Origin of the sequence: Candidatus Pelagibacter sp. (assembly GCF_052049935.1) — a bacterium.
Lineage (GTDB): Bacteria > Pseudomonadota > Alphaproteobacteria > Pelagibacterales > Pelagibacteraceae > Pelagibacter.
This window is the reverse complement of sequence record NZ_JBNGZA010000006.1, coordinates 78,792-91,049: the sequence shown is the minus strand read 5'-3', so window position 1 is coordinate 91,049 and position 12,258 is coordinate 78,792. Positions and strand designations below refer to the sequence as shown.

Here is a 12,258-nt window from a genome sequence, read left to right as displayed (position 1 = left end):
GAAAATAAAATTGTTGGTAAAAATATTAAAATTTTAGATTTTCTCGAAAATAATTATTTTGTTACTGATGGGTTTATAAATATTAAAGATAAAAAACTCTTAGGAAAAAATATTAGAATAAATTTAAAAAAGGATACCTTTGGTAATTCTAAAAATGATCCAAGACTAAAAGGTAATTCAGTTATTTATGGTGGAAATAATACTTTAATTCAAAAAGGTGTTTTTACATCATGTCAAATGAGTAAAGATTGTTCTCCGTGGCACATAACCTCTAAAGAAATTATACATTATAAAGATAAAGAAGAAATACATTATAAAAATGCTTGGCTTCATATTTATGATAAACCAATATTATATTTCCCAAAATTCTTTCATCCTGACCCATCAGTGAAAAGAAGGTCTGGATTTTTAACACCTCGAGTAAATAATAATAATAATCTAGGTACATCGTTAACATTACCTTATTTTAATGCTTTATCAGAAAGCTCTGATTATACTATTACACCCAGAATTTTTTCACATGAAGAATTCTTGCTCCAGAATGAGTATAGAAAATTAACTAGAAACTCTTCTCATAATTTTGATTTCAGTATTAATAAAAATAAAGATGATAATAAGAATGGAAGAAGAACTCATTTTTTTTCTAATTCGTCTATAAAAAATTTGAATTCATATTTTGATGAAAGTTCTATTATCTTAAATATAGAAAAAGTCTCCAATGATAATTATATAAAAGAATACAGCCTAGAATCTTCAAGCCCAATTTTAAAAGATACAGAAATTTTAGAGTCTCATTTTGAATTTTCTTCATCTAAAAATGATTTTAATTTAGACATATCTGTTGAGTCATATGAAACAATGAATAAAACAAATAATGATAGATATGAATTTGTATATCCAAATTATTCTTTATCAAAATTAGTTTCTTTAAATAATAGTATTTTCGATAATATTGATTTTAGATCAAGCGGAAGTCAGAAAAAATTTGCAACTAATATCTATGAAGGGGTTCAAATTAATGATGTATTGTTATCAAGTAATAGTTTTAACTCGAAATTTGGAATTACTCATAATTTTAAAACAGTACTTAAAAACATTAATTCTGAAGGAGAGAAATCATCAAAATACAAAAATGAATTTCAGTCTGAGATATTAAATCTTTCTACATATGATTTGTCCTTACCGTTGATAAAAAAAGATGGTAACACCTCTGACTATTTAACACCTAAGCTGTCATTTCGTCATAGTCCAAATGATACCAAAAACATAAGAGATAATGCAACTTTGCTTAATGCTGGAAATGTATTCAGTTTTAATAGAATTGGACAAAGTGATAACGTTGAAGGAGGATCTTCACTGACTATTGGCCTAGATTATGAAAAGAAAAAAAAGAACAAAAACACTAACGACACTTTTTTTAAGCATAGATTAGCTGCTGTTTTTAGAGATAATTTAGATGAAAATTTACCAACAAAAAGTACGTTGGGGAAGAAACAGTCAGATTTTATAGGTGAAGCGATATTTAATCCTAACGATATTTTCAGCTTAAATTATAATTATCTTTTAGATAAAAATGTAAACAATGTTAACTTACACAATTTAACAAACAGAATGAAAGTAAATAATTTTGTTGGTAACTTTACCTTTTATGAGGAAAATAACCTTGTTGGTAAAGAAAGCTATTACGAAAGCTCAATTGGTTATACTATTGACAATAATAATCTAATTAAATTTTCAACAAGAGAAAATAAAAAGGACAACCTTACAGAGTTTTATGATTTAATTTATGAATATAAAAATGACTGTTTAACAGCCTCAATCAAATATAATAAAAAATACTATACTAACAATTATCTCAAACCATCTGAAGATTTATTTTTTACAATAACTATTATTCCTTTAGGCTCAACTCAAACTGAAAGTGTTTTAGATTAACAATGATTAAAAGATATTTTTACCTATTTTTTTTTTTATTTCTTTTGCTCAACTACATTCATACATTTTCTAAAGCTAATGAAATTAAAATTATAGCTAAAATTGGTAATGATATAATTACTAACTTTGATCTTGAAGATGAAAAAAGATATCTAATCGCTTTAAATAAAAATTTACAAAACTTAGAAAATGAAACTCTCACTAAGATTGCCAAAGAGTCTTTGATTAGAGAAAATATAAAAAAAGTTGAACTTCTTAAATATTATGATCTAGGACAGAAAAATCAATTTTTTGATAATACAATTATGGAAATTTATAAAAATTTAGGGTTTGAAAGTTTGGAAAAATTTAAAAATTATTTAAATGATGAAAAGCTAAAATATAAAAATGTCTATATGAAAATAGAAATCGAGTCTTTGTGGAATCAGTTAATTTATTCAAAATATAATGAAAGATTAATAATAAATAAAAAAGATTTAGAAAGAGAAATATTAAAAAATAAAAAAAAACAAAAATTTATCAAATTTACTGAAATTTTATTTTCCTTTGATAAAAAAGAAGAAATTAATTTAAAATATGATCAAATACTTAATGACCTAAAAACCAATAGCTTTTCTGAAATTGTTGCAAAATATAGTATATCAGACTCTGCAAAAAACTCGGGTTCTCTTGATTGGGTAAATGAAAATATTTTATCAAACAGAATTAAAAATAAAATCAAAAATTTAAATATTGATGAAGTGTCTCAACCTATAATTATTCCTTCTGGTGCACTTATATTAAAAGTTGATGACATAAAATTTGTTAAAAATGAGATTAATTTAGAAAAAGAATTAGAAAAATCAATTCAATATGAAATAAATAATCAATTAAATAATTATTCTATAATTCATTACAATAAAATCAAAAATAAAAAAATTATAAATGAATACTAAAATTAAACCAATTATTATTATTGCTGGTGAACCTTTTAGCATTTTTTCAGAAATATTTTTTAAATCAATAAAAAAATTTAATTCAAAAAACCCAATTGTATTAATAGGCTCTTATGATCTTTTTAAATCTCAAATGAAAGTACTAAAGTATAAGTTCAAATTTAACCTTATTGACAAAAATTTTAAAATTAAAGATTTAAAATTCAAAAAAATAATAAATATAATCAATGTAAATTTTAAATTTTCCAACTGTTTTTCAAAAATTTCAAACTCATCAAAAAATTATATAAAAAATTCATTTAATATTGGCTTAGATATTTCAAAAAATAAAGATATAGCTGGAATTATAAATGGACCAATATCTAAAAAAGATTTTTTAAATTACAAATATAACGGAATTACAGAATATCTATCTAAAAAGACAAAATCAAAAAATGTAGCTATGCTAATTTATTCAAAAAGTTTTTCTGTTAGTCCGCTCACGACACACATTTCATTAAGAAAAGTCAGTAAAAGGATTAATCAACATAAGATTATAAATAATACAATTTTAATTAAAAAATTTTTTAAAAAATATTTTAAAATAGATCCAAGAATTTTTATTACAGGGCTCAATCCTCATTGTGAAAGTGAAGAAAAATCAAATGAGGAAACTAAGATAATTATGCCAGCAATAAAAAAGTTAAAAAAAAAATTTAAAAAAATAGATGGACCTTTTTCTACTGATAGTCTTTTTATGAAAAATAATCTTTCTAAATTTGATGTTGTATTAGGTATGTACCATGATCAAGTTTTAACACCTGCAAAAGCGCTAAATAATTTTGATGCTATCAACATTACTCTTGGATTGCCATTTATTAGAGTTTCACCTGATCATGGACCAAATAATCAGATGCTAGGAAAAAATATCTCAAATTATAAAAGTTTATTAGCGGCAATCAAATTTTTAAATTAATCAGTGAAAATAAAACCAAAAAAGAGTCTTGGACAAAATTTTCTTGTAGATAACAACATCATTGAAAAAATAATATCAGTAAAAGCGATTAAAGATTTTAATGTTTTAGAAGTTGGGCCAGGCACAGGTAATCTTACAAGATTTATTCTTGAAAAAAAACCATTCCAATTAATTGTGGTAGAGAAAGATAAAGAACTAAGTTTATCTTTAAAAGAAAAATTTAAAGAGAAAATTTTGATATATAATGAGGATATACTTGAATTTAATGTTAATAAAAATCTAAAAGGAAAATTTATAGTTTTTGGGAACCTTCCTTATAATATATCCACAGAAATAATTTGTAATTGGATTTTAAAATTAAATAATAGAGTTATTTTTACTGATTTAATTTTGATGTTCCAAAAAGAAGTGGCACAAAGAATTCTTGCTAAAGAAAATAACTCAAATTATGGCCGGCTATCAATTATTTCAAACTGGATGTTTGATATAAAAAAAATTATTGATGTCAGTCCTAATAGTTTTTACCCAAAACCAAAAATAGATAGTACTATTTTACATTTTTCGCTAAGAGAAAAAATTTATAAACTACATAACGTAAAACATCTTGAAACAATTACAAAAGTATTTTTTAACCAAAGAAGAAAAATGATAAAAAAACCTTTGAAACAACTCTTTGAAGATTACTTAAATATTTCTAGTGAATTGGAATTAGATTTAAATTTAAGGCCACAAAACATTAGTCCAGAAGTTTATTATAAAATTTCTAATATTTACTCTAAATTAAGAAGTTAGTTTTTCTATATGGTTTCTAATGTATTGTTTATCATAATTTTTTGGACCACCTTTAAATTCTGCATCAATTAAATCTGATATATTGTTATAACATTTTTCTAAATTATCATTAATGATAACATAGTCATAATTGATCCAATGCAAAACGTCTCTACCAAACTCTTTCATTCTTTCCTCTGCAATTAATTTATCTTGCATATCTCTATTAGAGAGTCTTTCAAATAAAATTTCTTTACTAGGAGGTAAAATAAAAAAAGTTATGAGTTTATAATCAAGTTTTTTATTTTTAATTTGATCAGCACCTTGCCAATCAATATCAAAAATTACATTTTCACCTTTTTCTAAATAATTGATGACTGGTGATCGGCTTGTACCATAATAATTATTAAATACTTTTGCATACTCTAAAAGTTCATCATTATTTATGAGACGTTTGAACTCCTCAATATTAACAAAATAATAATCTTTGTCTTGTTTTTCAGTTGGTCTAGGTTTTCTTGTTGTATGTGAAATAGAAATGTGAAATTCTTTTCTTTCTGAAAGAAGTTTTACTAGGGTGGTTTTACCTGCCCCAGATGGGGATGATAAAATCACCATTTTCCCATCTTTTCCTAAGGACATTAAATTTTAGTTACTTTTACCTTCAATAAATTTTATTGCATCACCTACAGTTAAGATTTTCTCAGCTTGACTATCAGAAATTTCAGATCCGAATTCTTCTTCAAAAGCCATAACTAATTCTACAGTATCTAAACTATCAGCTCCAAGATCATCAATAAAACTTGACTCTTCTGTAACTTTTGCTTCATCAATACCTAGGTGATCTGCAACAATTTTCTTTACTTTGCTTGATATATCTTCAGACATTTTTATCCCTTTTGTTATAATTCGTTAATAATTGAAATTGTCTTTTTGTCAACCTAAATACAATCCGCCATTAACATGGATCGTTTCTCCACTTATGTAATCTGAATATGATGAGGCCAAGAAAAGTACTGCATTTGCAACATCTTCTGGACTGCCTAAGCGGTTAGCAGGAATTTTTGATATTATTAATTGTTTAAATTTATCATCGATCTTATCTGTCATTGCGGTACCAATAAATCCAGGTGACACACAATTAACATTAATATTTTTTTTTGCATACTCTATTGCTAAGCTTTTAGACATAGCAACAATCCCAGCTTTAGAGGCAGTATAATTTGCTTGTCCTACATTTCCAGTATGTCCAACAACGGAACTTATATTTATTATTTTTCCAGATTTATTTTTTAACATTTTTTTTATTGCAAATTTACTCATTAAAAATGTTGACGTTAAATTTATGTCAATCACTTTACTCCATTCAACCATTGACATCCTTATAGTAAGATTGTCTTTTGTTATACCAGCATTATTTACAATACAATCTAAATTACCGCCAAGTTTAGCTGTTGCATTTTCAATAAACTCCTCAATTTTTTCATGATTTGATATATCAAAACTTAAAATTTCGATATCTTTTAATTCATTTTTAAGTTTATTTAATTTTTCTTCGTTAGTTCCAGTTGCTAATATTTTAGCACCATTTTCATGAAGTTTTTTAACTATTGATTTACCAATTCCTCCTGAAGCTCCAGTTACAATTATATTTTTTTTTTCAATATTCATAATTAAATTTCCAAGGTCTTTATATCATCTTCTGAATTTATAGAAATGACATTAACTTGTTTATTAATTCTTTTGATTAAACCAGACAAAACTTTTCCGGGACCTATTTCAATAAATTTATTTACATTATTTTCTATCATATATAAGACGCTTTCTCTCCATCTTACTCTGTTTTCAATTTGTTGAACTAGTAAATCTTTTATCTTGTTATGATCTGAAACTTCATTGGCAGTTACATTGGAAATAAGGGTATTAATACCTAATTGAAAATTCAAATTATGTAAATGATTTCTCATTGTCTCTGATGCTTTATTCATTAAAGAGCAATGAAATGGCGCACTTACAGGTAGTTTTATATTTTTAATGCCATTTTCTTTTAATACATAAATTAGCTTATCAAGATCATTTAGATTACCACTAACTACCATTTGTCCATTAGAATTATCATTTGCAATTTGTGCTGTGAAGGCTTTTTGGTTATCATATAATATTTTCTCAATATTCTCAGTTGTAGTACCTAAAATTGCTAGCATACCTCCTTGGCCCTCAGGAACAGAATTCTGCATAGCCTCACCTCTTAATCTTAAGATCTTTAAAGTATCAGAAAATTTTAAATACCCTGCACAACAAAGTGCTGAGTACTCACCTAAAGAATGACCGGCAAAAAATTTACCATTATTTAAGTTGATATTGTGCTCTTTTTTGATTGCGTGAAAAATAGAATAACTAACTAAAAAGATAGCTGGTTGAGTATTGATAGTTAAATCAAGATCAATTTTTGGTCCTTCCATGATCATTCTTGATATATCAAAATTCAAAATATCGTTTGCTTCATTATACAAATCTTTAACTGATTGATACTTGTTATAAAACTCTTGACCCATACCAATTAATTGAGATCCTTGACCTGGAAAAATGACTGAAAACATAAGAAAATATTAAATAATTTAGTTAATTAGCTATTGTAAATTAATTATTATAATAGTATATCGACACGATTTATTAAAGAATTTTATGAATTTATACGAGCACACCATTATCGCAAGACAAGACACTTCTCCAGGTGAAATCGAACAATTAACGGACAAATATTCAAAAATTGTTGAAAAAAACCAGGGCGAAATAATTAAAACTGAAAACTGGGGATTGATAAACCTTTCTTACTTAATTAAGAAAAATAAAAAAGGAAGTTATATTCATTTTAAAATCAAAGGTGATGGAAAAATGATTATCGAACTTGAAAAAAATGAAGCTTTAGATAAAAAATTACTAAGATATCTAACTGTAAAAGTAAAAAAGTTTGATTTAGAAACAAATTACTTTTCTGAGTCATCAGAAAGTGAAAAGAAAGAAAGAGTTAAAAATGCCTAAAAGACAAAGTGCAAGTAAAAAAGGTAGGCAGAATAACTTTGCTAAATTAAGTATTTTTCAGCCAAATAAATATAAATTTAAAAAAACATGCCCCCTTTCTGTAAAGGGTGCCCCAAAAGTGGATTACAAAAACATCAAACTTTTAAAAAGGTATGTTACTGAAAATGGAAAAATTTTACCTTCAAGAATTACTAATGTTAGTCAAAAGAAACAAAGAGAATTATCATTATCAATTAAAAGAGCTAGAAATTTAGCATTATTATAAAATGAAAGTAATATTATTAGAAAATATTAAAAGAATTGGTGCTATTGGTGAAATAATTGAAGTAAAAAGAGGATTTGCTAGAAACTATTTAATAGCTAATAAAAAAGCTCTTTATGCTTCGAAAGAAAATGTAACTGAAGTTGAAAAAATTAAATCTGCTTTATCAAAAAAAGACAATGAAAAAAAACAAGAAGCTAAATCAGTAGCTGAAAAATTAGAAAACAAAGAATTAAATATAAAAAAACTAAGCACTGAAAATAAAGAACTTTATGGTTCAGTAAAACCAACAGAAATTTCGAAACTTATTTTTGAAGAAACAAAATTAGAGATAAAACCTTCATTGATTCAACCTTTACAGGAGATCAAATCTTTAGGAAAATTTAAAGTAAAAATTTTTTTACATTCAGAAGTAGAAACTGAAATTGTAGTAAATGTAATATCTGAAGAATCCATTCAATAATTATACATAATTATCCCCAATAAATTATAACATTATCAATTTGATTATTTTGAAGTTACTTTGCTGGTATGGAAAGTAAAATTGGAATTGTTAAAGAAAACTTTAAAGAGCTACCAAACAATATAGAAGCTGAACAATCAGTAATAGGCTCAATACTTGTTTCCAATGAAATTTTTGATGAGATAAATACTATCATTTCGAGTATTAATTTTTATGATCCAATGCATCAAAAAATTTTTAATGCAATTGAAAATCTAGTTTATAAAGGGATGCTAGCAAATCCTATTACTTTAAAAAATTATTTTGAAAATGAAAAAGATGAAATTAATGTTCCAGAATATCTGGTAAAAATTACAAAGTTTTCAACAACCTCAAGACAAGCAATTGAATATTCAAAAATTATTTATGATATGTTTGTAAGAAGAGAATTAATTAAAATTTCAGAACAGACAATTGATAGTGCAAAATTAAATGACCTAGATGTTAATGGTCAAAATATTATTGAAAACTCAGAAAGATTGTTATTTGATTTGGCTGAAAAAGGTTCTTTCAGTTCATCAATGGTTAAATTTGATGAAGCTATGAGGCAAACTATTGAAATGGCATCTGCTGCCTATAAAAATGATGAGGGAATTGTAGGTGTCCCTACAGGTTTAAAAGATTTAGATGATCGATTAGGTGGATTACACCAATCTGATTTAATTATAATTGCTGGAAGACCTTCAATGGGTAAAACGGCTCTTGCAACAAATATAGCATTTAATGCAGCACAAAAACTTCAAGAAAGTGGAAAAAAATCTTCAATAGCATTTTTTTCACTGGAAATGTCTTCTGAACAACTGTCTACAAGAATTTTAGCTGAACAATCTAGAATAAAATCAAATGATATTAGAAGAGGAAGAATTTCTGATGAACAGTTTGATAAGTTTATAGAAACTTCAAAAAATATTGCAGAACTGCCGCTATATATTGATGAAACTCCAGCTATCAGCATTGCAGCTATGAGCAATAGAGCAAGAAGAATTAAAAGATTATTTGGGCTCGACATGATTGTTGTTGATTATATTCAGTTAATGAAAGGCTCAATAAATAACAGAGACGGTAGAGTCCAAGAAATTTCTGAAATTACTCAAGGGTTAAAGGCAATAGCAAAAGAATTATCAGTTCCTGTAGTTGCTTTATCTCAACTCTCAAGAGCTGTTGAGCAAAGAGATGATAAAAAACCTCAACTTGCAGATTTAAGGGAGTCTGGTTCTATTGAACAAGATGCTGATGTTGTAATGTTTGTTTATAGAGAAGCATATTATTTAGAGAGAAAAGAGCCAAGACCTGCTACTGTTGAACATGCTGAGTGGCAAGCAAAAATGAATGAAGTTTCGAATTTGGCGGAAATAATTGTTGGTAAACAAAGACACGGACCAACTGGTAACATTATGCTTGAATTTGAGGCAATGTATACCAAATTTAAAGATACTCAAAATAGCTAATTTAAAATATATAATGAGTAAAATGTTTGCTCAATTATATCAAAGTACAATTTTAAAAAACCCAAAGTCAATATTTATAGTTTTAGTAATTGCATTACTTAGCTTTGGTTATTTCTCAAAAGAATTTCGATTAGATGCTTCATCTGAAACGCTTTTAATCGAAGGAGATCCGGATCTAGAATATTTAAGAGAAATAACAGAAAGATATGGGTCTAAGGAGTTTTTGGTTCTTACATATACGCCAAATGAACCAATGATATCTGAATCGTCAATTAATAATCTATTAAGTTTAAAATATAAAATCCAAAGTCTAAATTGGGTTCATAGTGTAATTACCCTACTTGATATCCCTTTATTAAATAATTCTGATGCTCCATTACAAGAAAGACTTGAAGGATTTAAGACTTTAAAAGATGAAGATGTTGACAGAGAAAGAGGATTTAAAGAAATTTTGAATAGTCCAGTTTTTAGAAATTTTGTTATTAGTATTGATGGCAAAACAAGTGGAATTATCGTCAATATAAAAAAAAGTAAAGAGCTTGAAGATATCGAAAGTAAATCAAAAAAAGAAATTGAAGATTATAAAGATAAAATAAAAAAGCAAAATCACCAAAATATCCTTGAGATAAGAGATGTTATTAAAAGTTATGAAAGTGTGGGAAAAATTTATCTAGGAGGCATTCCAATGATTGCTGATGATATGATGACATTCATCAAAAGTGATATAATTGTTTTTGGTATTGGAGTTTTGCTGTTCATCATAGCTACACTGTGGTTTGTATTTCGTAAATTAATTTGGATTATAATTCCAATTAGTAGTTGTTTTTTTTCAGTTTTAATCATGATGGGATTATTGGGTATATTAGGATGGAAAGTAACAGTAATTTCGTCAAATTTTATTGCCTTAATGTTAATTCTTACAATGGCAATGAATATTCACATGAGCACAAGATTTCTTCAATTAAGAAAAGAATTTGAGAATAAAACAAATTTTGAAATTTTATCTTTGACTACTGGAAAAATGTTTTGGCCAATACTTTACACTGTACTAACAACGGTATGTGCTTTTTTATCTTTAATTTTTAGTGAAATAAAACCAATTATTGATTTTGGGTGGATGATGACATTTGGTTTGATAACATCTTTTTTGATTACATTTACTTTGTTGCCTACTCTTTTAAATTTTGTGCAAAGCACTAATATTTCTCTTAAAGAAGAAAAAGATTCTAAAATAACAAAATTTTTAGGAACTTTATCAATCAATAATAACAATTTTATTTTTGGATTAACAACTTTAATTATAGCTTTAAGTGTACTGGGAATAAGTAAGCTTGAAGTTGAAAATAGTTTTATAAATTATTTTGATAAAAATACTGAAATTTATAAAGGAATGAAATTAATTGATGAAAAGCTAGGAGGAACAACGCCTTTAGAAATAATTATCAAATTTCCTAAATCTGAAACTAATGAAAATAATGAAGATGACGATTTTGATGATTGGGAAAATGAAGAAGATACTAATGATGAAAAATATTGGTTTACAAAAGATAAGATAGATAAAATAAAATCTGTACATAATTATTTAGACAGTTTGCCAGAAATAGGGAAAGTTTTGTCCTTCTCTTCAATTATTGATGTTGCAACACAATTAAACAATAACAAACCATTGGGCACACTAGAAATGGGAGTTTTATACTCTAAAATTCCTGAAAACATAAAAACTGAGATTATTGATCCGTATATTTCAATTGAAGATAATGAGGCTCGAATTAATCTTAGAATTATAGATTCTAAAGAAAATTTGAGAAGGAATGATTTAATCAACAAAATAAATTATGACTTAGAAAATAAAATTGGTTTAGATAAAAGTGAATTTAAACTTGCTGGCATATTAATTCTTTTCAACAATCTATTACAAAGTTTATTTAAATCTCAAATATTAACTCTAGGATTGGTAATGATTGGAATATTTGGTATGTTTATAATTTTGTTTAGAAATATCAAATTATCTTTGATTGGGGTTGTGCCGAATTTTATTGCCGCCTTTTTTATTTTAGGAATTATAGGACTTTTAGAAATACCTTTAGATATGATGACTATAACAATTGCTGCAATCACAATTGGTATCGCTGTAGATAATAGTATTCATTACATTTATCGATTTAAAGAAGAATACTCTCGTATTCAAAATTATGAAGAAACTTTGAAAACATGCCACTCAACAGTTGGGGTTGCAATTTTAAATACTTCCATAACTATTGTGTTTGGGTTTTCTATTTTAGTATTATCAAAATTTATACCTACTATTTATTTTGGAGTTTTTACTGGTATAGCTATGTTACTGGCAATGATATCTGTTTTAACATTATTGCCCTCTTTGATTTTGAAAGTTAGACCATTTTAAGAAT

General features: G+C 26.0%; 13 protein-coding genes. 9 read left to right on the top strand and 4 right to left on the bottom strand.

The annotated features are described in order from the left end of the window. The 4 genes from ACTT90_RS04235 to rsmA form a co-directional block, all read left to right on the top strand. A partial coding sequence (locus ACTT90_RS04235; RefSeq protein WP_440937592.1) for an LPS-assembly protein LptD occupies positions 1–1,935 on the top strand: 1,935 nt, incomplete at its 5' end. 2 nt (positions 1,936–1,937) lie between these two features. Beyond that, a complete protein-coding gene (locus ACTT90_RS04230) occupies positions 1,938–2,870 on the top strand; it encodes a peptidylprolyl isomerase (RefSeq protein ID WP_440937591.1) in 933 nt (310 codons plus the stop codon). Further along, a complete protein-coding gene (locus ACTT90_RS04225) occupies positions 2,860–3,825 on the top strand; it encodes a 4-hydroxythreonine-4-phosphate dehydrogenase PdxA (RefSeq protein ID WP_440937590.1) in 966 nt (321 codons plus the stop codon). Before ACTT90_RS04230 ends, ACTT90_RS04225 begins: the two co-directional genes overlap by 11 nt. A gap of 3 nt (positions 3,826–3,828) precedes the next feature. Beyond that, the gene (gene rsmA, locus ACTT90_RS04220) at positions 3,829–4,617 is read left to right on the top strand and encodes a 16S rRNA (adenine(1518)-N(6)/adenine(1519)-N(6))-dimethyltransferase RsmA (RefSeq protein WP_440937589.1); all 789 of its coding nucleotides are present in this window, start codon (positions 3,829–3,831) and stop codon (positions 4,615–4,617) included. On the opposite strand, the gene gmk is transcribed toward rsmA, so the two are convergent. The 4 genes from gmk to fabD are packed head-to-tail and all read right to left on the bottom strand — an operon-like array spanning position 4,606 to position 7,196. Continuing rightward, complete coding sequence (gmk, locus tag ACTT90_RS04215) at positions 4,606–5,238, bottom strand: guanylate kinase (RefSeq protein ID WP_440937588.1); 633 nt, start codon at positions 5,236–5,238, stop codon at positions 4,606–4,608. The two genes, rsmA and gmk, sit on opposite strands and share 12 nt — an antisense overlap. Before the next feature lie 6 nt (positions 5,239–5,244). Then, positions 5,245–5,484, bottom strand: a complete 240-nt coding sequence (locus ACTT90_RS04210) for an acyl carrier protein (protein WP_440930716.1) — start codon at positions 5,482–5,484, stop codon at positions 5,245–5,247. A 48-nt stretch (positions 5,485–5,532) separates the two neighbouring features. After that, positions 5,533–6,267 (bottom strand): 3-oxoacyl-[acyl-carrier-protein] reductase, encoded by a 735-nt coding sequence (fabG, locus tag ACTT90_RS04205; RefSeq protein ID WP_440937587.1) that lies wholly within the window; start codon positions 6,265–6,267, stop codon positions 5,533–5,535. 2 nt (positions 6,268–6,269) lie between these two features. Next, entirely contained in the window at positions 6,270–7,196 is a 927-nt protein-coding gene (fabD, locus tag ACTT90_RS04200; RefSeq protein ID WP_440937586.1) for an ACP S-malonyltransferase, read from the bottom strand. Positions 7,197–7,281: 85 nt separating this feature from the next. Here fabD and rpsF point away from each other — a divergent pair, with 85 nt between their 5' ends. From rpsF to ACTT90_RS04175, 5 genes are all read left to right on the top strand, one after another. Continuing rightward, positions 7,282–7,638, top strand: a complete 357-nt coding sequence (gene rpsF, locus ACTT90_RS04195; RefSeq protein ID WP_440937585.1) for a 30S ribosomal protein S6 — start codon at positions 7,282–7,284, stop codon at positions 7,636–7,638. Then, positions 7,631–7,903 (top strand): 30S ribosomal protein S18, encoded by a 273-nt coding sequence (gene rpsR / locus ACTT90_RS04190; protein ID WP_440937584.1) that lies wholly within the window; start codon positions 7,631–7,633, stop codon positions 7,901–7,903. Before rpsF ends, rpsR begins: the two co-directional genes overlap by 8 nt. 1 nt (position 7,904) lies before the next feature. After that, positions 7,905–8,363: a 50S ribosomal protein L9 gene (gene rplI, locus ACTT90_RS04185; RefSeq protein ID WP_440937583.1), complete on the top strand. Its 459-nt coding sequence runs from the start codon at positions 7,905–7,907 to the stop codon at positions 8,361–8,363. A gap of 68 nt (positions 8,364–8,431) precedes the next feature. After that, the gene (locus ACTT90_RS04180; RefSeq protein WP_440937582.1) at positions 8,432–9,850 is read left to right on the top strand and encodes a replicative DNA helicase; all 1,419 of its coding nucleotides are present in this window, start codon (positions 8,432–8,434) and stop codon (positions 9,848–9,850) included. A 22-nt stretch (positions 9,851–9,872) separates the two neighbouring features. Beyond that, positions 9,873–12,254, top strand: coding sequence for an efflux RND transporter permease subunit (locus tag ACTT90_RS04175; RefSeq protein WP_440937594.1), 2,382 nt, complete (start codon positions 9,873–9,875; stop codon positions 12,252–12,254). Positions 12,255–12,258: the final 4 nt, after the last annotated feature.